16 protein-coding genes are annotated in these 22947 nt (G+C 47.0%); 7 read left to right on the top strand and 9 right to left on the bottom strand.

The window, feature by feature from the left end; translation table 11 throughout:
- Positions 1 to 20 precede the first annotated feature (20 nt).
- On the bottom strand, positions 21 to 485 hold the full coding sequence (locus ACJJI3_RS02150; protein ID WP_444917663.1) for a DUF3429 domain-containing protein: 465 nt from the start codon (positions 483 to 485) through the stop codon (positions 21 to 23).
- A gap of 70 nt (positions 486 to 555) precedes the next feature.
- On the opposite strand from ACJJI3_RS02150, the gene ACJJI3_RS02145 reads away from it, so the two are divergent.
- Positions 556 to 816 carry a DUF3081 family protein gene (locus ACJJI3_RS02145; RefSeq protein ID WP_444941343.1) on the top strand — a complete coding sequence of 87 codons (261 nt, stop codon included), beginning with the start codon at positions 556 to 558 and terminating at the stop codon, positions 814 to 816.
- A 301-nt stretch (positions 817 to 1117) separates the two neighbouring features.
- Here the strand turns inward: ACJJI3_RS02145 and ACJJI3_RS02140 are convergent, their stop codons facing one another.
- Together ACJJI3_RS02140 and ACJJI3_RS02135 are read right to left on the bottom strand one after the other, a co-directional pair.
- Positions 1118 to 1336: a hypothetical protein gene (locus ACJJI3_RS02140; RefSeq protein ID WP_444941342.1), complete on the bottom strand. Its 219-nt coding sequence runs from the start codon at positions 1334 to 1336 to the stop codon at positions 1118 to 1120.
- Between the two features lie 2314 nt (positions 1337 to 3650).
- Positions 3651 to 4277, bottom strand: a complete 627-nt coding sequence (locus ACJJI3_RS02135) for a MiaE family protein (RefSeq protein WP_444893381.1) — start codon at positions 4275 to 4277, stop codon at positions 3651 to 3653.
- Between the two features lie 220 nt (positions 4278 to 4497).
- On the opposite strand from ACJJI3_RS02135, the gene ACJJI3_RS02130 reads away from it, so the two are divergent.
- The gene (locus ACJJI3_RS02130) at positions 4498 to 5433 is read left to right on the top strand and encodes a hypothetical protein (RefSeq protein ID WP_444941341.1); all 936 of its coding nucleotides are present in this window, start codon (positions 4498 to 4500) and stop codon (positions 5431 to 5433) included.
- A gap of 44 nt (positions 5434 to 5477) precedes the next feature.
- Here ACJJI3_RS02130 and ACJJI3_RS02125 read toward each other — a convergent pair whose 3' ends face one another.
- Positions 5478 to 5927, bottom strand: coding sequence for a DUF1289 domain-containing protein (locus ACJJI3_RS02125; RefSeq protein WP_413662547.1), 450 nt, complete (start codon positions 5925 to 5927; stop codon positions 5478 to 5480).
- A 304-nt stretch (positions 5928 to 6231) separates the two neighbouring features.
- Here ACJJI3_RS02125 and acnB point away from each other — a divergent pair, with 304 nt between their 5' ends.
- Both acnB and ACJJI3_RS02115 read left to right on the top strand, forming a co-directional pair.
- On the top strand, positions 6232 to 8847 hold the full coding sequence (gene acnB / locus ACJJI3_RS02120; RefSeq protein ID WP_444907834.1) for a bifunctional aconitate hydratase 2/2-methylisocitrate dehydratase: 2616 nt from the start codon (positions 6232 to 6234) through the stop codon (positions 8845 to 8847).
- A gap of 610 nt (positions 8848 to 9457) precedes the next feature.
- Positions 9458 to 11269 (top strand): alginate lyase family protein, encoded by a 1812-nt coding sequence (locus ACJJI3_RS02115; RefSeq protein WP_444941340.1) that lies wholly within the window; start codon positions 9458 to 9460, stop codon positions 11267 to 11269.
- A gap of 10 nt (positions 11270 to 11279) precedes the next feature.
- On the opposite strand, the gene ACJJI3_RS02110 is transcribed toward ACJJI3_RS02115, so the two are convergent.
- The 3 genes from ACJJI3_RS02110 to ACJJI3_RS02100 are packed head-to-tail and all read right to left on the bottom strand — an operon-like array spanning position 11280 to position 15517.
- On the bottom strand, positions 11280 to 12659 hold the full coding sequence (locus ACJJI3_RS02110; protein ID WP_444941339.1) for an MFS transporter: 1380 nt from the start codon (positions 12657 to 12659) through the stop codon (positions 11280 to 11282).
- Positions 12660 to 12711: 52 nt separating this feature from the next.
- Positions 12712 to 14091, bottom strand: coding sequence for an MFS transporter (locus ACJJI3_RS02105; RefSeq protein ID WP_413662552.1), 1380 nt, complete (start codon positions 14089 to 14091; stop codon positions 12712 to 12714).
- Between the two features lie 40 nt (positions 14092 to 14131).
- Positions 14132 to 15517, bottom strand: coding sequence for an MFS transporter (locus ACJJI3_RS02100; RefSeq protein WP_444941338.1), 1386 nt, complete (start codon positions 15515 to 15517; stop codon positions 14132 to 14134).
- Between the two features lie 316 nt (positions 15518 to 15833).
- Here ACJJI3_RS02100 and ACJJI3_RS02095 point away from each other — a divergent pair, with 316 nt between their 5' ends.
- The 3 genes from ACJJI3_RS02095 to ACJJI3_RS02085 all read left to right on the top strand — a co-directional run bounded on the left by ACJJI3_RS02095 (position 15834) and on the right by ACJJI3_RS02085 (position 19184).
- The gene (locus ACJJI3_RS02095) at positions 15834 to 16187 is read left to right on the top strand and encodes a hypothetical protein (RefSeq protein ID WP_444941337.1); all 354 of its coding nucleotides are present in this window, start codon (positions 15834 to 15836) and stop codon (positions 16185 to 16187) included.
- Between the two features lie 197 nt (positions 16188 to 16384).
- The gene (locus ACJJI3_RS02090) at positions 16385 to 17608 is read left to right on the top strand and encodes a hypothetical protein (protein WP_444897801.1); all 1224 of its coding nucleotides are present in this window, start codon (positions 16385 to 16387) and stop codon (positions 17606 to 17608) included.
- Positions 17609 to 17957: 349 nt separating this feature from the next.
- Positions 17958 to 19184 (top strand): hypothetical protein, encoded by a 1227-nt coding sequence (locus ACJJI3_RS02085; protein WP_444941336.1) that lies wholly within the window; start codon positions 17958 to 17960, stop codon positions 19182 to 19184.
- A 180-nt stretch (positions 19185 to 19364) separates the two neighbouring features.
- Here ACJJI3_RS02085 and ACJJI3_RS02080 read toward each other — a convergent pair whose 3' ends face one another.
- A complete protein-coding gene (locus tag ACJJI3_RS02080) occupies positions 19365 to 21143 on the bottom strand; it encodes a sulfatase-like hydrolase/transferase (RefSeq protein WP_444941335.1) in 1779 nt (592 codons plus the stop codon).
- A 246-nt stretch (positions 21144 to 21389) separates the two neighbouring features.
- Complete coding sequence (locus ACJJI3_RS02075; RefSeq protein WP_444941334.1) at positions 21390 to 22763, bottom strand: MFS transporter; 1374 nt, start codon at positions 22761 to 22763, stop codon at positions 21390 to 21392.
- Between the last annotated feature and the right edge of the window lie 184 nt (positions 22764 to 22947).

Here is a 22947-nt window from a genome sequence, read left to right as displayed (position 1 = left end):
TTTAGTTTGCGCCAGACATTTCAAAGGAGCAGCAGAATCATAAGAAGATGGCAGGCCATCACTAGGTAGGTCACGATGCTGCGGGTACGGAAATACTGATCCCGCCCGGGCAGATTGGGATTCAACCGGGCCTCGGCCCAGACCACAAAACCGAAAGCAACTAGTAATACCGGTAGCGCCCAAGTGGTGCGAAACATCAGCAGCGCCACCCACCCCACCAACGTCACCAGGTTACTCAGTAGCGCTAAAATCATCCTGTGCGGATGCCCCACTTGATTGAGTGCAGCGCCCCACCAAACACCGCAGAGAAAACTCAGAATCACGGCGCTATAGGCGGTGAACAGCAGGCGCGGAGTCACTCCCCAAAGAGAAAACCCTAACCACTGCATAATGATTCCTGCGACAAATGGAATCAAACCAAGGTAAGCCAGCCAGTCAAACAGCCGCGTATCTACTGGTGGGTAGTGATGGATGTCAGTGTCCATGTCGTCTAAGCTTCCAAGTCAAAGACAGTTTCGTCTCAAACAACAAGCTTAGCGGCAGGAGCAAGCAGCAATGGATGCCGAACAGAAGATTGACGTCAAACAGGCGCTGCGGGTGTTTGATAGGGCGACAAAGGAGGGGCTCAAGGAAGGTAACGAATGGCATTACCAGGGACTGGCAGTCAGCACTGACTTTGACGGCTATACGGTTTTTATCAACTCCCCCAAAGTGAAACTCACCATATTTTTTCACAATAAATTTTCTGTGGATTCCACCAGCAGTAAAGAGCTTGAAGAGTTTATTCGGCTATTGAAAAAGCTTGATTCAGGATAAGAGAAAAGAGCCTAGGAACTTCAAGCAGAAGTAAATGTTAAACACCAAAAGGAGACACGTTGAGAGCAACTTTTCGATATTCACTAAAAGAGCACCGTAAGCACAAATGGAGACACTATCCGCCACCAAGCTTAAAAAGCTCAGAAACAGAACGCATCGGTATTAAAATTACAGTCTAATACTACCGCAGCTATCTTCCAGATAAATAGATCACCTTATGGACTTATGCGGCTGGCACAGAGTTTTGAAGCCCAGCGAAACGTTGACCCATCATTTCACCCAAAGTCCGCTGGGCTAAATATTAAGCCTTTCCTAGTAGAATTTTAATTATTGCCCCAAGAATATAACCAACACTATCCGTCACTGCGCCAGATACACCACTTTCAGCCACTAACATGTTTTCTGAAAAGGTTTTCCCTTCTTCAGATATCTGAGTGTGAACCACATCCTCATGTATTGAGCCAGCAAAACATACGCTGATAGTTAAGACCATAAAAAACAATTTATATATAACTTTCATTAACATTCCTCCTAATTGATCAAGTTTTCCATCTTCCTATCTTCCCACCCTCCAAAAACCTCCCTATTTTTGGAATACCCACATTAATGGATATTTGAAAAGCCTTCAAACCTATTTGATTAAACTTAAAATCTCACATGAAACCTTATTAGCTTCCAAGAACGAAATAACACCAGCGAAATCAGCCTGGGCATAACTCCCTGATGGGACAAAGTAGCCAGCAAGATTGAACTTGCGGTTGCCAATATCTTCCGGATCATATTCACCCCCCCCTGAAACCTAAAAGGCATCAACACCTCCAAAAGGTTCAGTGTTATCACAGGGATACGCGCCTAGTACTTTTCTGCCACGTCTAAAAGCAGAGGATCACCACCTGCCAACATGGAGAATTGTGTTTAAAAAATCCAATAATTGGTTATCCATAACCAGATACTTCATCAGACACCAACCCCAAATAACAGCATATCCCCAATCTCCCTTTAATATAGCTTTTCCATTACTTACTTTTTTTGAGGGGAGGAGGGGAGAAATACCGGGCTATCTGGTACAAACTCACCATGACAGCCATCCTGGCTGATCACTATGCACCCCTCAATCTTCAGTAATCCAAGGTCGCTGGATGCGGCCCCTGTAGGAACACAAACAGGTATACCGTCCTAGGCTTTCCTGTTTGAGTGTATTTTCCAGGTAGCTTAAAAACTTCCAGAAACAGCCCATTGCCTAGTATCTTTCTTATATGTCGCTAAGCAGTTTCATTAGCCCTTAATCCACTACAAAAGCACCTAACGAGCCACTTTCTCCTTTTTTGAATCACTCTGATGAAAATGACCATAAGCCATTGATATTGATCAAAAACTTTCTACAAATCTACACCTAGTCATTAATTGTTCGCTAAGAACCACAAATACGATACATCTTGGATTTACATTTAAGGCCGCCGACGCACCTCCAAAGCTAGCAAAACTAGTGTCTAATGGGAATGTTTTTACGTGGCTACTTTCGGCGTGAGCTATGTTAAGTCGTCGGCTCGATCAAGCCTGCGGACACAGTATACTGTTACCTAGGAAGAACTGAGATATTGCCACATTCACCTTGCTTCCCCAACCAGATAAACTTGGTGCAACTCTATCGGCCACAATGCCTCTCTCAGTAATTAATCAGTAGTCTCCTGGAACACAAAGAAACTTCCGATTTAGTATTCACCTGAATCTGAACGAAATTGGCACATTTGCACAATTTAAAAAAAGAGAGAGGGGAAAACCATCGCCGATCTAACCCAATTGCACTGAGCACTGCTGGCCATTGAAGGTTAGCGGGCTTATCAATTCTCAGCGCCGTCATATCCCGTGATGTATAAGCACCCTGAAAGTCTCAAGCATCCCTATTTTAACAATCTGGATTCAGGCCCTACCCTTCCCTAGCAACTTGCCCCATGCTTAGTTAAATAGAGTTTTCTAGCTGGTTTTCAGTCGAAAATTATAGCCAAAAACCAGCTAGACTTTTTTTGGCACTAGCCCGAACAAGTTCGTGTAGTTTTTTGGAGAACTCAATAATTCACAATCTACTTCTTTTAGAGAGTTCGAAGTAATCGAATCAGTACAAAAGAATTACGGCATCTGCTTAAGTAATACTATACCTTGGGTATAGATGCCGATTACGTACTATTAGAAATACTCATTTCACGTTTCACATACAATATATGCTTTCTGATTACAAAATAACTGATTAAAAATAAAAAGCTGATTAAGAAACGGTACTTAAACTTTCAAAAGATGGTGTTCAAAAAACTCTATTCCCACACAGTAACGCTATGCCAGACCTAAGTCGTCATTTTAACGGAAGGATGGTCAGGAGAAGTCCATTGTGCAGTACATATCTTTTTCAAGATTGTGGCCAACAGGGTATTGCTGAACAGCCCCTAGTGTACGAGTTTGATCTTCTAGCTTGCTTACGATAGTACAGCTTTTACAAATACCCTTTAGCTATTAGTTTATTACTGCTCCCCCGCTTACTCATAGCGTTTGATCAGCCGATATCGACTTGCACTAACGAGATCCCAAAGAGACCTGTGCCGAATTTTAGAGCACAAACGTAGGGTCGGGTAACGGTAACAGAACTACCAAGCAGTCCTACGATAACGCCATAGCCAACGATTAGAGCTACTGCCGGTATGACCCAATTTAGTGGGGTTTGACGGTCAATATTCTGGAGTTACCTCTAAAAGGGGCCCATAGAATCAGGAAGCTTGGAGCCAATAAACGTCAATGCAAAAGCTTCCTGTAAATCTGACCCACCTTAGCAGACCAAGCGAGAATTACTGCCCGGCACTCTCCGGCACACCACTGTGAAAGCGGAACTGTCCATCACTGCCTTCCACTAATTCCTTTTCTTTCTCCAGCAGTGCCTGAACCCTGGGTTGAATATCTTCATCGGAAGCCTTCTGGGCAAGGTGTAGGTAATCGCGGAAGTGACGTGCCTCAGATTTGAGCAGGGAGAGATAAAATTTCTGCAACTCATCATCTAACTGAGGCGCAATCCGTGCAAAGCGCTCGCAGGAGCGCGCCTCGATAATAGCGCCACAAATCAGCGTATCAATCAAACGCCCCGGTTCTGCGCTGCGCACTTCGGCACGAAGACCGGCCGCGTAGCGGGAGGCACTAACGTGGGGATAGGCGATACCGCGTTTCTCCATAATCGCCAGCACCTGCTCAAAGTGGCGTAACTCTTCGCGAGCCAGACGCGACATTTTGTTCAGCAGCTCAAAGTCATTCAGATAGCGAAACATCAGGTTCAAGGCAGTACCCGCCGCTTTTTTCTCGCAGTTGGCATGATCGATCAGCATCATTTCCGGCTCCTTCAATGCCGCCTCCACCCAGGCATCGGGCGTAGGACACAGCAGGAATTCATTGATAGCGGACAGATCTGGGACTTGAGCATTCATAGGGCGAACAAACTTAACCGGAGCAAAATAACTTGGCGCGGGATTATAGCGGCCCCAAGCCACAAACGCCCGCTTTTAAACCACCAGCGGGCACTACTCTCCCGACTGACAAACCGGGGCTGCAATTATCCAGGAAGGTCCCTAGTGATAAATACACTCAACTTGATAACGATTTATTAAGTGCATTAATATAAAAATCACTTTTTATCCGGCATATCTGATGAATGACTACAGAACCCAGGCAAAAGCTATCCCACCGCTATTAGAAAATGTCCATGGTGCCGCCCAAGCCCTGAGAGAATCCCTGGAATTGCTGCAAAATGCCGAGAAACCCTGGCAGCACTATCTACTTCAGCCCCCTTTCGCACAGGATGCCGCACTCAGTCTCAATCAGAGCTTTGAGCGCCCCTATTCACTATCAGGCGCTCTATACTCTCAACTCGACTACCTGGAGCCCATTAGTGCCGGAGGAGATGCCCGCGCTACTTTACAGGTACCGGGTTTATTGGCGGTGCCGACCAAAGCCCTTGAGTTTGCTCAACAACTCAATAACCACAAAGAGATCTTTGCCAAGGCTATCGCCGAACTTCGCAGCGCCCTGGCGGAGCGGCCAGTAGCAGAGCAGGATCGCACTGTGCGGGAAACCCTTGCGGATGCTGGGTACCCCCGCGCACATCTACGCCAATGCTATCGCCTAGTGTTGATGTGCCCGAAGCGGCCGGATGCCATCACCCTTTCATGGATCAAGGCGCGTAAATCTATTCGCAAGGTCACGGTGAAATGGTGTGAAAAGAAGTTGGTGCAGCTCGACCCTCAAGGGTCCGATCCCGGTATCCAATATCAGCGCCAGCTACTCGCCGGGCTACACAAAAGCCAGCAGGAGGATTTACGCCAGGTGCAGGTACAGAGTCGCCCTAATCTCCAGGTAGCGGAAATCTTCTATGGGCACGAGCTAGGTGAGGAAGAGGAATATCATCAGGTCGGCTATTCCTCCATGCCGATTCTGGTAGAGGCCAATGAGGCTGGGCAGCTGCCTGAATTCACCCGAGTCGACCACCAGCCGAGCTTGAGCCGGCGGCGCCAACGACGGGATCTGGCAATCGCCAGCGAACCCTTTATACCGGCGCTCAGAGTATTTTTGCGCCAGCAGCGCTAAATCCAAGCCCCCCAAATGGAGCTGCCATCAATTTTTGAACCGTCCTAGGTAATACCAGGCGCCACATAGCGCTGGTAATAGGCGACAGACAGTGCGTAAAAATCCTCATCAATAAGGCGGCGAATTTCCACCAGTGGGACGCCGCGCGCCTGTGCGGTGAGTTGCAACCCAAAAGCCTTGAGGTCTGATATCTGGCTGGCCCCTGCCCTCAACAGTTCGAACACCCAACAGTAGGGATTTTGACTTTCATCAAAACGGACCCGCTGGTGATGAAGCTGCTCCAATAGCAGCTCGCGATCCACGATCTCCAACTGGCTGCGCACTGCGTTCACCAAATACCCTTCTCGGCGCTCGGCAATTACCCGGCGCTGCTCTTCACTATAGGCATTCCAATCAATAACCTCATGTGCAAAGCGCTTGCAGCCACGGCAAACATCATCGCCAATTCCCGTGGAGCAAACACCGATACAGGGCGTGCGAACCTTCTTATACATTAACTATCCGACCAACCTATTTATGCCGCCCGCGCGGCCTTCAAATTGCGCGTAGCCTATTTTGTTTCCGCCGCCAAGAAAAGGGGGGAAGTACCAGCTGCCAAACCACTAAAATTCACCTAGCAAATAGTCATAATTCACTTAAATTATTGATTTTTCGATAAACTTAACAGCAGTAGGGCTTTCCTGTAGTATTCGCCCCCCGCCATCAGCGGCCTCGAAAAAAAAATCCCGGCTGACAGTTAATAGACCGGGAATTCCACCCGCTGTAGGTGCCACCCCACACACCAAGAGGGACTTATCAGTGCTTGAAGCCTATCGCAAACACGTCGCCGAGCGCGCCGAACAAGGCATTCCGCCAAAGCCATTGGACGCCGAGCAAGTCGCCGGCCTGGTTGAATTGCTGAAAAACCCGCCTAAAGGCGAAGAACAGGAACTGGTTGACCTGCTCACCCAACGCGTTCCGCCGGGCGTTGACGAAGCCGCTTATGTTAAAGCAGGTTTCCTGTCCGCCATTATCAAAGGTGAAGCAGAATCCCCGCTGATCGATCGCAAACACGCTGTAGAACTGCTGGGCCAAATGCTGGGCGGTTACAACATCTCCACCCTGGTCGAGCTGCTGGACGACAAAGATCTGGCCGAACTGGCTGCCGAGCAGCTGAAAGGCACTCTGCTGATGTTTGACGCCTTCCACGATGTGGAAGAGAAAGCCAAAGCCGGCAACGAATTCGCCAAAGCGGTAATGCAATCCTGGGCAGACGCCGAGTGGTTCACCAAGCGCAACAAAGTACCCGAGAGCATCAAAGTTGCCGTATTCAAGGTAACTGGCGAAACCAACACCGACGACCTGTCTCCGGCACCGGATGCCTGGTCTCGCCCGGACATTCCCCTGCACGCGCTGGCCATGTATAAAATGAAGCGCGACGGCCTGGAGCCAGAAGAAGCAGGTGTTACCGGTCCGCTGAAGCAGATCGAAGAAGTTAAAGCCAAGGGCCTGCCCGTTGCTTTCGTTGGCGACGTAGTAGGTACCGGTTCCTCCCGTAAGTCCGCCACCAACTCCGTGCTGTGGTACTTCGGTGAAGAAATGCCTGGCGTGCCCAACAAGAAAGGTGGCGGTATTTGTATCGGCGGTAAAGTTGCCCCGATCTTCTACAACACCATGGAAGATGCCGGCGCACTGGTATTCGAAGCCCCCGTTGACGAACTGGGCATGGGCGACGTTATCGAGATCCGCCCTTACGACGGCAAGATCCTGGCTGAAGACGGCAAAGTCCTGTCTGAATTCCAACTGAAGTCCGACGTACTGCTGGACGAAGTTCAGGCTGGCGGTCGTATCAACCTGATCATCGGTCGCGGCCTGACCGGCAAAGCCCGTGAAGCCCTGGGCCTGGCGCCTTCCGAGCTGTTCCGCAAGCCTGAGCAACCTGCCGATACCGGCAAAGGTTACACTTTGGCGCAGAAGATGGTTGGTAAAGCTTGTGGCGTTGAAGGTATCCGTCCGGGCACCTACTGCGAGCCGAAAATGACCACTGTGGGCTCCCAGGACACCACTGGCCCCATGACCCGTGACGAACTGAAAGACCTGGCCTGCCTCGGCTTCTCCGCCGACCTAGTCATGCAGTCTTTCTGTCACACTGCGGCCTATCCCAAGCCCGTTGATATCAGCACCCAGCACACCCTGCCGGACTTCATCATGAACCGTGGCGGTGTTTCCCTGCGCCCGGCTGACGGCATCATCCACAGCTGGCTGAACCGCATGCTGCTGCCGGACACCGTAGGTACCGGTGGTGACTCCCACACCCGCTTTCCTATGGGTATCTCCTTCCCGGCAGGTTCCGGTCTGGTAGCTTTCGCCGCCGCTACCGGTGTTATGCCGCTGGATATGCCTGAGTCCGTACTGGTGCGCTTCAAGGGCAAAATGCAACCCGGCATTACCCTGCGCGACCTGGTGCACTCCATTCCTCTCTACGCCATCAAGCAAGGCCTGCTGACCGTTGAGAAGAAAGGCAAGAAGAACATCTTCTCCGGCCGCATCCTCGAGATCGAAGGCCTGGAAGACCTGACTGTAGAGCAGGCATTCGAGCTGTCCGACGCCTCCGCCGAGCGCTCCGCTGCTGGCTGTACCATCAAGCTGTCCGAAGACACCATGTCTGAGTACCTGCGCTCCAACGTAACCCTGTTGCGCTGGATGATCGCTGAAGGTTACGGCTCCAAGCGTACCCTGGAGCGCCGCGCGCGCGCCATGGAAGAGTGGCTGGCCAACCCGAAACTGATGGAAGCGGACGCGGACGCCGAGTACCTGGAAGTGATCGAGATCGATCTGGCCGAGATCAAAGAGCCGATCGTATGTGCTCCGAACGACCCGGACGACGCTCGCCTGCTGTCCGACGTTGCTGGCGACAAGGTAGACGAAGTCTTTATCGGCTCCTGTATGACCAACATCGGTCACTTCCGCGCTGCCGGTAAACTGCTGCAAGAACACAAAGGTGGCATCTCCACTCGCATGTGGATCTCCCCGCCCACCAAGATGGACGAGCACCAGTTGATGGAAGAGGGTTACTACAACATCTACGGTTCTGCCGGTGCCCGCACCGAGATGCCCGGATGTTCCCTGTGTATGGGTAACCAGGCACGTGTGGCACCGAACGCCACCGTACTGTCCACCTCTACCCGTAACTTCCCCAACCGTCTGGGCGATGGTGCCAACGTGTACCTGACCTCCGCTGAGCTGGCTTCTGTAGGCGCCATCCTGGGTAAACTGCCGACTCCGGCTGAGTACCAGGAATACGCACAGAACCTGGACTCCATGTCCAGCGAGATCTACCGCTACCTGAACTTCGATCAGATTGAAGACTTCCAGAAGTCTGCCGAAGAAGGCAAGCGTATCGCCGCGACTGAGATCCAGGAAGTGAATGTCTAAGTGACAGCCTGATCCAGACGAAAAGCCCCGCTAACTAGCGGGGTTTTTTTTGCCTATAGGAAAGATCTCAGCTTGCCCCAGCATAAAAAAATAACTTTTAAGCTGGCGCACTTTACGTCTACATGGCTCTACACCAAGCTCTAGAATCTAGCCGACTATAATTAACTCCGAATCACGAGAAAAATTTGATTGCCGGCTTTCCGTCAGCAATCAATGAGCACTCACTAGATTTCTCTATATCTAACTATAAGAATACGCTTCCATGCCAACGCCCGTAAAACAGCTAGCTTCCGAACAGGAAACAACATCACTCCGTGAGCACACTTTTTGGCTAAGGTGGCGAGATCGCTGTATATTTTTTTCTCAAAAGCTAAAAAGAAAAACCCTAAAATATGCCAGGCGCCTAGCCAATATTATTATGCGAAGGTATCGCCATTTTCCCAATTTCCACTATCCGAGCAGTCGTTCCCCCTACCCCAAAACTACGCCAGTCAAATCTCATAAAGCCACAACAAATAGAACCCAGACCTTTATTCTCTACAGAGTCATCGGCAACGACTTGGCTCCCCGGCATAGTGTGGGACAGTCCCGCAAGAATCTCGAATTTATTTTGAAGCATGAGCCTGAACTCGACGACTGCGAAAAAGTATTTATCCTCAATCGAATAGTTGACCCTAATGAAGAAGCAGCCATCATTAAACTACTCAATGACTACCAAAAAACCTTTCTCAGAATCCCCTTTAGCTGGGACGACTACCGAAAAATAGAGTGGAATATTCTCGACCACCCCATCAGCTATGCCCCCTATAAATTAAAAGGGCTACGATTACGCCAGGACTTAGCGGTTCAGGCAGAGCTGAGCCTTTACCGCCATAAAAACAATTATGTGATGAACAATAATGGGGCCAGAAATCTCGCCCTCCAGGACGGTAAATCAAAAGCCGACTGGATTTTACCTTGGGATGGCAACTGCTTTGTAACCCAAAAAGCCTGGCGAGCAATAAAGCAACAGGTACTCAACAACAATGCTTACCCCTACCATGTTATTCCAATGGCAAGACTGCTGGATAATCAATCTGTTCTGAGTGAAGACTTCGAACCAACCCCCACTGAAGAACCACAAATAGTATTTCGATCTGATAGCAGAGAGATTTTTGATAGCCGCTACTGCTACGGCAGGCGCCCCAAGGTAGAACTTTTATGGCGGCTAGGCGTATCGGGAAAATGGGATGAGTGGGCAATTTTCCCATGGGATCTCCCCTGCCCGGATTACTCGGAAGCCGCAGGTCACTATACTCAGGGAGGCTGGGTAGCCAGACTATTTTCGGGAAAGCCGCATCTGGAGCGAACAGATCAGCAGTCCAGCCGAGAGCGAGGAACAACTCGCTCTGAAGCTATCCTTGCCATGCTGGATCAACTCGATGATTCCAGCTTTCCCGCCAATACAAGCGCCCCTGGCAGCAAGTTGGCCGCAGCAAACAGGTGCGACCTTTCCTATCTCATGCTATTAAGAGAGGCCACGCAAAGATCGGTAAAAGCAAAACAGAGGGCATGGCCCAGTTCGATTAACAGCCTGCTTCAGGACTTGACCATTGTCGCCCTTGCGCAATCCCACTGCTCGAAGCCACAATTCATTCAATTTATCGACAATAGCCTCATCAAGCTATTCCCCAACAAACATGAAACGAAATACAGTAAACAATTACAATCTGTAAATTCCAGCCTATTGGCCCACACCCTCTGCACTTTAAAGGAACTGAAACAAGAACAGCAGATTTGTTTAGTAGGAGTTGAGCGATTAGATCACCATCTAGAGCAATATCTTAGCTGGTTAATAGACAGTCATCGCGGGCAATCAATGCGTCCAAAACTTGGGCATCTTGGCACACAGTATGATTTGCAAGTTGTAGCTTTAGCGCTCTATCTCAATCAAATACAAACTGCCAGAAAAACTCTCAGGGACTCCCGCTTCCGAATATTAGAGCAGTTTGATCACTCTGATAACCAAGTATCGAAAATCAAGAGTAAAAATAGTGTTCATTATGAATGCCTAAATCTTCAATTATGGATTTATCTTGCCAGTCTCGCAGAAACAATTGATGAAAATATCTGGAACTTCACAGCAAGAAATGGGGCTGGCATCCAGCAGGGAATAGATAAGTTTCTACAAGTATTCGAAAGCAACAAGGGCGCCAAGTATTTCGACCGGCAGAGGCTGACCCCAATAGCCTATACCTACAGACACTATTATGGAGAGCTAAAAACAAAACTTAATGCCGTACCAATCAGCCAATGCATACCTGTTTTCCCAATTGAAACAGGGATTTCCCCATTTTGGAACCTCGATAAAGAAGCACAGACTTTACCTTTAAAGGCTGCCGATCAATTAACAACTGAAACGGAAGTAATAGACAACGGATAGATTATTAAAATCAAACTTCAGGCTTTTTATCCCCGACAAATAAAATGCAAATAATAAAAGCAAACATGGCGAGATATGCATTTACAGTAAATGCATATTCAATACCCGATGGCATGTCAGCGGCCATCGCCACTATCGTTGTATTCAACCCTAACCCTACGGCACCACCCGCTATTTGAAACATAAAAATGATTGCACCCGCTAAACTTGCCCTACTGCTATCAACAACCGTTATAGCTACAGTTGTAATGGTGGAATTGAACAAGCCAATACCAGCACCCAATATCACAAGCCCGGGAACCAAAGACATATATTGAGTATCTTTGTGGACATGAGATAGAAGATACATTCCCAGCGTCATCAATAAAGTAGCTGCCGATACTATCTTCTTTGCTCCAATCACATCATATAGCTTCCCTGCCAGAAAGCCGAAAACGCTAAAGGAGAGCATCATAGGGATCAGCCCCATCCCCGCCTTCATTGCCGAGGTATCACGAACATTGGTTAGGAACTGTGGAATAAAAAACAATCCAGCAAAGAAAAGCGCTGAAATCAATAACGTAGCAATAGAGGCGAAGACAAACCGTTTATTCCCAGCCACATCCGGCGGAATCAACGCCTGAGCCCCAACTCGCTTCTCAACGACACTAAACAAGCATATAAGTAAGAAAAAGGCAGCGATAAGGCCGAGGACCAATGGGCTTTTGAAACCGACATCAACCACAAGATCAAACGCCAGCAGCAAGGCAAATAGAGCCATCGACAGCGAAGTGATTCCGGCATAGTCAATACGTTCATCACAAGATTCTGGAGAGTCATCAGGAATCACTCTCCAGCAAACATATAAGGCAACTGCTGATACCGGCAGGTTAATAAAGAAAATCCATCTCCAACTGGCATAATCTGCCAGCGCACCACCCAACAGTGGTCCAACTGAATTGGCAATACCGCAAACAGTAATCACCAGCCCTCCAGCCAAACCCGCTCGCTTTTCAGTCATCAGGCCATAGGTCATACCCAGGATCGACGGCCACATCATAGCCCCCCCAATCCCCATCAGTGCCCGGGATATCAATAACATTCCCATATTAACTGCAATCCCACCGATAAGTGAGAACGCCATAAATAGCAGGGTTCCAATAAAGAATACCCTCCTCCTGCCATACATATCGGCAAGGCGACCACCTGAAATAATCAGTACTCCAAAGACTAAGGCGTAACCATTAATGACCCACTGGGTCGTTGTAAGGTCAGAGTGGAACTCGTGCTCCATTGCCGGCAGCGCGGGAGAAAAGGCCGTAAAATCATTGGCGACAAGGAAAATGGCAAGAGACAGAGCCAACATTCCAAGGTATAAATTCTTATCTAAGAGACCCTCTTGTCTTTCCATTGCGTAAACCTGTACTTACATATACATAAACCAATTGACATACAAAATGACGTTAAGCTTTTTCTTCCTTAGACCCTATAAATAAAACGCAAATAATAAAAGATAACATCGCCAAGTATGCGTTTAATGTAAATGCCTGACTAATCCCATAAGATATATCACCAGCCATTGCGACTATTGTGGTATTCAGGCCCAACCCCACTGCACCACCCGCTATTTGAATCATAAAGATTATTGCTCCGGCCAAACTTGCTCGGCGCGGATCAACAACCGATATTGCAAACGTGATTATAGTAGAATTGAATAAGCCAATACCCGCCCCCAAAATTAACAACCCGGGAACCAAGCGAATATATTGACCGTCCTGATAGATATGAGACAGCATATATAAACCTAAAGCCATTAATAGTGTTGCTATGGAGACAATTAGCTTGGCTCCCAGCACCTTATAGACATTACCAGCAACAAAACCAAATACACTAAATGCCAACATAAGTGGAACCAATCCCAGACCTGCTATTGTTGCAGAAGCTCCATGGACTTTACTTAAATATTGCGGGATAAAAAAGAACCCCGCATAGAAGAACTGGGCAATTAACAAAGCGACACAGGCTGCAGTGACAAAAGACTTATTTCCTGCTACATCTGGAGGGATTAATGCCCCCTCAGCTGCTCTCCCCTCAACCAATATAAAGAGGCAAAACAAGAGAAAAAAAGCCATAAACAGTCCAAACACCAGATAGTTTTTAAACCCCACATCGACTACAAAGTCGAAAGCAAGCAGAAGAGAGAATAGTGCCGATGACAGTAGAGCAACTCCTCGATAATCTAACTTATCTTTAGGCACATTTAACGAATCTGGTGGAATCACTCTGAAGCAAAGATAAAGAACCACTAGAGAAAGTGGTAAATTAATAAATAGAATCCATCTCCAGCTGATATAGTCAGCCAGGAAACCTCCCACTAATGGCCCTACAGAATTTGCTATACCGCATATCGTAATAATCAGTCCACCGGCCAACCCTGCATTCTTCGGTGTCATCAGACTGTACATCATCCCCAAAACAGACGGCCAAATCAGCGCACTCCCCGCCCCCATAAATGCACGGGAAACCAATAGCATTCCCATACTTCCAGCAATTCCGCCCAAAAACGAGAAAAACATGAAAATTAATAACCCGACAATAAATGTTCGCCTCCTACCATACATATCAGCTAGACGACCTCCTGAAACTATCAACACACCGCAAACCAATGCGTAAGCACTAATTACCCATTGACTCGTAGTAAGATCTGACTGGAACTCTTGTTCAACCACAGGCAATGCCGGCGAAAATGCAGTGAAATCATTGGCCACAAGAAAGATGGCCAGGGACAGCGCGCCTAGACCAAGATATAGATTACTTTTCACCGAGGCCTTTTTATCAACCATACCTAAAAACTCGGCTTGTTCTCAGTGAAAATAGCTGCCATTAACGAATCGTTTTTGTAGAAAAACCAGAAAAGAAAACCAAGGAAATCAAGAACCCAAGTAGTGCCAGATAAGCATCAACCACAAAGGCCCGCTCAATCCCAACAGATATATTTGGAGCCATTGCCAGTAAAGTCGCATTAACCCCCAGCCCAAGTGCACCACCCACAAACTTAAACATATAGATAATCGACCCTGCCAAACTGGAGTCACTGGGCTCAACTACACTAATTGCCGCGGTGACAATCGTAGGGCTATATATGCCAATACTGCTGCCTACTATCAAAAGCCCAGGAACGAAAAAAATATAAGATACTTGGGGCTTCATAGCCGACAGTAGAAACAGCCCTATACACATACCCAAAGCGCCAGAACAAATCAAAATCTTGGCGCCCAATCGCTCGTATAAAGTGCCAGAAATATAGGCGACAACACCAGAGCTGACCATTAATGGTAACAAAGCCAACCCAGCCCCAAAGGCAGAAAAGCCCTTCACCTTGATAAATAGCTGCGGGATATAAACCAGGGTTGCAAAGAATGCGATAGCAACAAAGAACATACTGAGTCCAGCGGCGATAAAGCCTCTATTCTTTATCAACTCACCGGGAATTAGTGCGTTATTCGGATCAACAGTTTCAACAACAGCAAAAACTATCATGAGAAATATGGAAAGTACTAATAGACCCCACACATAGATGTGGGACAAGCCATACTGAACCACCAGATCCATAGCCAGGAGGAAACTAAATAAAGACCCACAGAGGGTAATAACACCCCAATAATCAATTTTCTTAGTGCTTCTCTGCGTATTAGCTGGAGGATATTTTCTCAAGCACAGAAGAATAACCAGCAGAGCAATGGGAATATTGATAAATAATATCCAGCGCCAGCTAACAAAATCAGCCAACAGGCCACCAATCACTGGGCCACTGGCATTGGCCAACCCCGTTGTAGTGAGAATCAATCCTCCGGCCAGCCCGGCCTTTTCCCTGGGCAAGAGGGAAAAGACCATGCCCAGGATCGCAGCCCAGGCCAAGGCGCCTCCCAACCCCATCCCAGCACGGGCGAATAATAACGTCCCTATATTTTCCGCAAACCCACCAACAAGGGAAGATGCAGTAAAGATATAGATGCCGGTAATAAACATTCGCCGGCGACCATAGATATCAGCCATCCTGCCAGTAGACACAATCAAAACGCCATACACCAGGGTATAGGCATTAACGACCCAATGAATGGTGGTGATATCGACATTGAATGTCTTTTGAATTGCCGGGAGTGCCGGCGAAAATGCCGTATAATCATTGGCAAGAAGAAATGCCGCCAGTAGCAGGGCAAAGAGCCCCCAGTAGTGAGTGGGAGTTAAAGAGCTTTCATTGGATGCCATCGATTAAATCTACAGGTACTTTATATCCAGTATGGTGTATTTGTTCCAACACCCACCCCAGCAAAGCCTCAATTCGTAATCAAAAATCAATATAATTCGAGCCACTATCACATTTACATGACAACAGCTAATGATTACCATTAATTAAGCTACATTCCACTTGAAAAAACAGATTTAAACGAGCCTCATCAATAAGTACATGCCTACAAATTATTACAAAGCGCCTAAGGCCAACCTGGAAAGTAAAACCACTCCTTCGCCCAAAACTATATCCTTCCTTATTGCCCTTAAAGCTACTGCGCTAACCTGTGTCGTATTGCCAACTATTATTGCGGTTTTTTCCTTGCCAGGTACTTCCGGAATTCAGATTCTTAGTGGCACAGTCCCCATGCTGACATTCTATCTGATGACCACCCTGATATCTTTAATCGCCACCCTAACCTACGGGAAGCTTATTGAGCACTTCCTGTTAAAGATGCAGAGATACAACCGAGTTTCTATGATGTTGGGTGGTGCTCTTCCAAGCATTCTCCTTTGCTGTGCAGGAATAGCAACAACAGAATCAGGTTTCTTCGGTCTCGCATTTATTATCGCTTTATACTCAATTCCCATTGCCTTTTTATGCCATTATTTTGTTGAAAAATCTGGCAAAGATGTAAAGAGCGCTTAAAGGAACCTGCCTCTTCCCCCCTCCCTCAGACGAAGAATTAAGAGCCTCCGATCACCTTTGGGAATTTCTTCTCAGAATATTGATAGTTAATTCCCAGGGAAAACACCCGGCCCATAATCAAAAATCGGAGGGTCATCCTATAACGTCATCCAATATCATTTTAACGATAGTGCTTTGGATGTCAGTGGTAGCTTTGGGTGAAAATAATTCAAGTAATTACCCAGGGATTTGAGAGCCGTCTTTGCCTAACCAGCTATTCAGCAGAGTCCCAAATCGACAAACAGGCAGTAATCCGCTTGATAGAACTTAATATGTTGATTTGTAAGGAAATAGATATGAAAACTTACGCCTCCATTGCTGCGGCAGTCGCTATAGCCATCAGTGGGCACGCTGCCGCCAATACTACCATTGTCAATCAAAATGGCGTCGGGAATTCAGCCCTGTCCAACCAGGTTGACCCATCCACGTCAGGTAACTTTGCGATATTCACACAAATCGGTGACAACAACTCATCGACCACATCTCAGGTAGTCAACACTACGAATAGTGTTATTAACAGCACTCAACTTGGCGACAACAACACTGTTTCATCGATTGATCAAAGCGACGCTACTACATCAACTGTTACCGTACTGCAAAATGGCCAAACCAATTTGTTTAATGCGCTTCAAATTAGCACTACTTCAAGCACTTCAACAACGACACAAACTGGCACCTCCAATCAATATACCACCGTACAAACTAACTCATCTTTGGATAACACCGTAATCACCCAGAATGGTGACTCCAACATGGGTTCCATGGTTCAGTCATCCTCCTCTGGGAATGGGCTTTTTATTACCCAGCTTGGAACAACTAATACCGCAGGAGCAGCTCAATCAACTGAGACTTCCGGCACCATCACGGTACTTCAAGATGGCACATCAAATATGTCGGGAAGTACACAATCTCTCGGAACAGGGAATACTCAAAGTACAACCCAGGTGGGAACGAGTAACACCTCATTAGTTCTTCAATTTACCAGTGTCGGAGATTCTGCTGAATTAATACAGGAAGGTGATTCAAACGATGCAGATATTGAACAAGATTTAGGCGCGGGCAATAGTCTCTACGCTGAACAACTAGGCACCACCAATACGGTCATGACCTTTCAAACTGGTGCGGGTAACGATGGTGAAATTCTCCAGGATGGATTAAGTAACTCAGCAGATCTATCACAGGATGGCGACTTGCTCGTAGCCTATATAGAACAAATCCAGACTTCGAATACTGCAACAATTACCCAAACATCAACCAACAATAATGCCAGTACTATGCAGATGGGTTTCGCCAACACCCATGACACCACCCAGGCAACAAGTGGAAACTCAGCAACTGCTACCCAGCTAGGTACCAGTAATACAGGTACCATCTTGCAGTAATTTATCGGCCGGCTCCTGTGAAACTCAATCTGGAGCCGGCCATACCTAATGATATAGTGACATTTAATTTGCTATAGTAAATCTTTCAACAATTAAAGCTTCCAAGCTTTACCCTCCCCTATTTTAAATGCATAAAAGAAATGACTAACGTCATTAGTCACTTCTTTTTTATGCAAGACAAACTGCAATACAGGCCTGCAACTACCTCTTTAGGGATTTCTTCTCAGTAGATTGATAGTTAAATCCCAAGGAAAATACTGCTCACCTGACCGAAAATCGTTAGGTCATCCTACATCATTACCCAATATCATTTTAACGATAGTATCTTGGGTGTGAGCAGTAACTTTGGATGGGAATAATTCAAGTAATTACCCAGGGATTTGAGAGCCGTCTTTGCCTAACCAGATGTTCCGCAGAGTCCCAAATCGACAAACAGGCGGTAATCCGCTTGATAAAGATTAATATGTTGATTTGTAAGGAAGTAGATATGAAAGCTTACACCTATATTGCTTCGGCACTTGCTTTAGCAATCAGCGCGCATGCTGTCGCCAATACCACGATTGTCAATCAAAATGGCACCGGAAATACAGCAACAGCCAACCAAGCTGACCCCACCACGTCGGGCAACTTCGCGATATTCACTCAAACCGGCGACAACAATTCATCAACCACATCACAGATAACCAACTCTACAAATAGTGTTATCAACAGTACCCAAATTGGCGACAACAATACCGTTTCGACGATTGAGCAAGATAATGCGACCACATCGACAATTACTGTACTCCAAAGTGGTCAAACTAATTTATTCGATGCCACTCAAACCAATACCACATCGGTAACTTCGACAACCACACAAATTGGCACTTCCAACCAATTCACCACAACACAACTCAATTCCTCCCTCGATACTGCCACAATCACCCAGAATGGTGATTCAAACACCGGCTCTATTATTCAATCAAACTCTTCGGGGAATGGACTTGTTGTCATCCAACTGGGAACGACTAATGACGTAGGCGGTACCCAGTCAAGTGAAACTTCTAGCACCGCCACCATATTTCAGGATGGAACATCAAATATGGCTACCTTTTTTCAGGTCGCCAACGGATCGGGGAATATTCAGAGCACAATCCAGTTAGGGACAGGTAATACCTCACTCATAACACAATTTACATCTACCGGTGGTACTGCTGAGCTAATACAGGATGGCGATTCAAACGATGCTGATCTTGGGCAGCAGGACGGCCTCGGTAATAACCTTTTTGCCGAACAACTGGGTACAACCAATATGGTTTTTGCCATTCAATTTGGTGACAGTAACGATGCTGAGATCGAACAGGATGGCTTAAGCAATTCCTCTACGCTATTCCAGCTTGGAGATTTACTGGTTGCCGATGTGGAACAGATTGGAGATTCCAATACGGTTACGATTAACCAATCAATGACAATGAATACCGCCAACATTATGCAAATGGGCACAACAAACACCCATGATACCACCCAGGCAACATCTGGGAACTCTGCAACCGCTACGCAAGTGGGAACCAGTAACACCGGCACAATCTTGCAGTAGTCCACAGGCCGGCCTCCAGAAACACGAGCGAGGCCGGCCATTTTGTTTGATCTATCGAGGCCTGTATCTCAAGAGAAAGACTCCCGCCACCCTATTTAATAGCCGTCAAAATATTACATACTTATACGGCTCAAGCATAAATCCACTCATAGAGTTAAAGTTGTATTTCAAGATTCAACTCTAAGGCCAGGGATACTTACCAGTACCCTCTTTCTCAAACTGCTCCAACTTCTCTTTAGCCTGAGGTAAAAGGTCATAGATTGGCGGATTATTGGATATAAAACCGATCTTGAATTGTGGGGGATACTTAATGAGTTCTTTCATATAGTCTCCCGCCGATGTCATCACTGGTACAAGCATTGGCAAATGACGCACACCGATACTGACATCTTCCTGAGGATTGGAATAAAGGTTAAATAATATTGCCCCGCCACTCTCAACAAAAATGGGACCACTGAACCCGCCCCAGTTTCCCCTCTGTACGACACCATTTTCGATTTCTGCCGTCCATACATATTTGAACTCATCAATACGCATGGCAGAAAAATACTGATTCATCGTATAGGGCCGACTACGGCGTGCAGACTGGCCATTATCCGCCAACAGCATTCCCGTTTGATCGATACCATCGATATATCGATCTTCATTAACAAAACTTGCCACCTCCCTACCGGGCTTGCCCGCTATTGAAATGGCTGTGTTAAAGAGATCAGCCAGATCAAACAACCCTTCAGTTCGGCGCGGCTTTATCATCCCCTTCCAATAGGCAAATGTCGGCACTCTTACTCCACCCTCCCAGCTCGTACCTTTACAACCCCGGAATGGGGTTCGGCCATAAGGGGGAACCTCGCACTCGGGGCCATTATCCGAGGTGAAGAAAATCAGGGTGTTATCCAGCTGGTTTGTCTCCTGCAAAGCACTAAATAGCTGCGCAAGTACATAATCCATATGCACCATACAGTCGCTATATACTGTACGAGCTCGCGATTTCCCTGCCCATTTATCAGATGGATAATTATCAAAGTGACAACCTCGGGGGGCGTGATACAAAAAGAATGGCTTTTCAGAGCTTTTCATTTGCCTAATGAAATTTACACTGTAATCCATCCACTGGTCATCGAGCACCTTGATAGTGTCCAGGTCAATCAGATGGAGATCTTCACACCGCTCCGTGTCCTGCGGCGTGCAATGAACCTCACTATGACTAAATGGCTCCTTCTGCATCATGGCAAAGCGCTCTGGAGACAGCGCCACTTCTGGATTGAAATAAACGTCCCGCCATTCCGTATACATATCTGATACACCGAGAAACCCTCGGTAATCGTCATAACCAACATTCTGCGGTAGTGAGCCCTTATTCTCTCCCATATGCCATTTACCGACCCCCTGGGTCACGTAGCCTAACTTTTTGAGTACCGCCGGCATGGTTACTGCTCCGTCCAAGCCGCCAGCCTCACCGTACATTGGGGGGCGTAGGATTCCATGGTGTAGCGGATTTTGGCCGGTATGAATCGTAGCCCGTGTTGGCGAGCATGAAGGTGTTGAATAGGCAGAGGTTAAGATAAGCCCCTCATTCGCCAACTTATCCATGGTGGGTGTAGCATTGCCGACAGCAATTCCTCCTCCGTTAAAACCAACATCCATCCAGCCCACATCATCGAGTAGAAATATCAGTATGTTAGGTTTCTTGCCAAACCTTTCTTCCAGAAGTGTCAGCTTCTTTCTAGCTTGCTTTTCTTCCTGCGGATGCTGGATTACGGGATACATATTGTCAGCCAGCTTTACAGGCTTTAAATGCAAAAATTGATCCGGATGGCTGTATCCTGGTGCAGAAGTTGGCCCCGTAGTACTTCCCCGTAAATTCTCTGCCAGAGCAATGGGGCCTGACACCATCAAGATTACAACAAGAGATACAACAAAAGAATTATCAGCCAAGAACCGCAACCAAGACAATTTCATATCCGAGATCCATTTCGTATAAATTTACTATTAGCAATCTCTAAGAACTCAGCCCTTCCTGAGCCGCCAATATTAAACGGCTAACAACCCATACGAGTTAACATCGCTAATGCTTGTTGAAGGATAGCCCCGACCACTCGCCTTATCCCTTGCAGTCAACATTTAGAGAGAATGAAAATAGGAAACACGCTCCTAAAGACCGATAAGAAACCGTATTGCCTAAGAGGAATCCAAACAGCGCGTCAATTACTTTCTCTGGGGCTCCTGGAAGAAGAAAAGTGCAATCAAGAACCCTATAAAGACAATAAATCCATCTACCAGTAACGCCCGATTAACGCCGGTAGCAATATCCGGTGCGGAGGCCAATATGGCTGAATTGATCCCCAAACCCACAGCGCCACCTAAAAAACGGAACATATAGACAACAGCACCAGATAAACTGGATTTACTGGCCTCCACAGAAGTTATTGCGGCAGTCACAGCGGCAGGGCTAAATATACCTAATCCAATGCCAATCAATAACATGCCCGGCACAAAGACTGGGTAGACAATATGATTACCGTGAACCGAAAGCATAAAAAGCCCCAGACTCATCACCAGGGCGCCTGAACAGAGCAGTAATTTGGGGCCAAACCGCTCATGAATTGCTCCAGATACAAATGCAAAAACGCCAGAAGAGACCATAGCTGGCAACAAAGCCAATCCGGCCTGAAATGCAGAATAATGATGCACGCTAATAAAAAGCAAAGGGATATAGACAAGGGTTGCAAAGAAGGCTATAGCGACAAAAAACACACTAACTCCTGATGCCATAAACACACGATTTCTCACCAAGCTCACTGGAATAAGAGCATCATCTGCCATTCTAGCTTCAACAAAAGCAAAAGTTATCGCAGCCAATAAAGATATTGCCAGAAGACAGAAAACCAAGAGTCGAGAAATACCTGTCTGAGTCATTAAATCAAGAGCCAACAAAAAGAGGAAAAGGGATACGGAGAGAGTTAACACGCCCAAGTAATCAATTCGTTCGTCTTTTTTCTCAAAGCGCTCTGACGGGTACTTCAATACGTAAAAAACGACCACAAAGATAGCAATGGGGATATTTAAAAATAAAATCCAGCGCCAGCTCAAAAAATCTGACAGCACTCCTCCAATAACAGGCCCGCAAGCAGTAGATACACCTAATGCGGCCAAAACAAAGCCCCCAACAAATCCTGCGCGATCAGATGGCAACATTGTGTAAGCCATCCCCAGCATTGCCGACCAGGCCAATGCACCTCCCAACCCCATCAATACCCTGGCGATTAACAGCACCCCTACCTCACTCGCAAACCCTCCCAATAGCGATGAGCAAGAAAATATACCAACACCAATTAAGAAAACAGTTTCACGCCCATAGATATCCGCCAAACGCCCACTGGTCACAATAATGACTCCATAGGCCAAGGCATAGGCATTCACTACCCAGTGCACAAATGAGATGCGGACAGAAAAGTCTTTGGCGATAGCGGGGAGAGCTGGTGAAAAGGCGGTGAAATCGCTGGCGATCAAAAATACTGATAAAAAGAGAACAAACAGTCCCCAGATTTGCCCCTCTGAGATACTCTTCATTTTTGTCATTTTTCGATACAAGCTCTCTAAGGCCCTACTTAGTGACACTCTAGTCCATGGGGTCAGAGGAAGAGTCTCATAGCTTGTATAGCTCCATATATTGCATCTGGCGACGGTTGATACGTAGACAAGTAGATTGGGAGGCTTACTGGCTGAATCCGTCTAGTGACGGCTAATAACGTCATTTACTCTT

Source organism: Microbulbifer maximicatervae (SeqCode) (assembly GCF_052466985.1).
The sequence above is the reverse complement of the archived record's forward strand: the minus strand, read 5'-3'. Positions and strand labels throughout refer to the sequence as shown.

Coding starts and splice junctions, on each gene's coding strand:
- ACJJI3_RS02150 (WP_444917663.1), bottom strand. CDS start 485: ATGGACACTGACATCCATCACTACCCACCAGTAGATACGCGGCTGTTT.
- ACJJI3_RS02145 (WP_444941343.1), top strand. CDS start 556: ATGGATGCCGAACAGAAGATTGACGTCAAACAGGCGCTGCGGGTGTTT.
- ACJJI3_RS02100 (WP_444941338.1), bottom strand. CDS start 15,517: ATGGCATCCAATGAAAGCTCTTTAACTCCCACTCACTACTGGGGGCTC.
- ACJJI3_RS02125 (WP_413662547.1), bottom strand. CDS start 5,927: ATGTATAAGAAGGTTCGCACGCCCTGTATCGGTGTTTGCTCCACGGGA.
- ACJJI3_RS02105 (WP_413662552.1), bottom strand. CDS start 14,091: ATGGTTGATAAAAAGGCCTCGGTGAAAAGTAATCTATATCTTGGTCTA.
- ACJJI3_RS02080 (WP_444941335.1), bottom strand. CDS start 21,143: ATGAAATTGTCTTGGTTGCGGTTCTTGGCTGATAATTCTTTTGTTGTA.
- ACJJI3_RS02140 (WP_444941342.1), bottom strand. CDS start 1,336: ATGAAAGTTATATATAAATTGTTTTTTATGGTCTTAACTATCAGCGTA.
- ACJJI3_RS02110 (WP_444941339.1), bottom strand. CDS start 12,659: ATGGAAAGACAAGAGGGTCTCTTAGATAAGAATTTATACCTTGGAATG.
- ACJJI3_RS02085 (WP_444941336.1), top strand. CDS start 17,958: ATGGGAATAATTCAAGTAATTACCCAGGGATTTGAGAGCCGTCTTTGC.
- ACJJI3_RS02135 (WP_444893381.1), bottom strand. CDS start 4,277: ATGAATGCTCAAGTCCCAGATCTGTCCGCTATCAATGAATTCCTGCTG.
- ACJJI3_RS02075 (WP_444941334.1), bottom strand. CDS start 22,763: ATGACAAAAATGAAGAGTATCTCAGAGGGGCAAATCTGGGGACTGTTT.
- ACJJI3_RS02130 (WP_444941341.1), top strand. CDS start 4,498: ATGAATGACTACAGAACCCAGGCAAAAGCTATCCCACCGCTATTAGAA.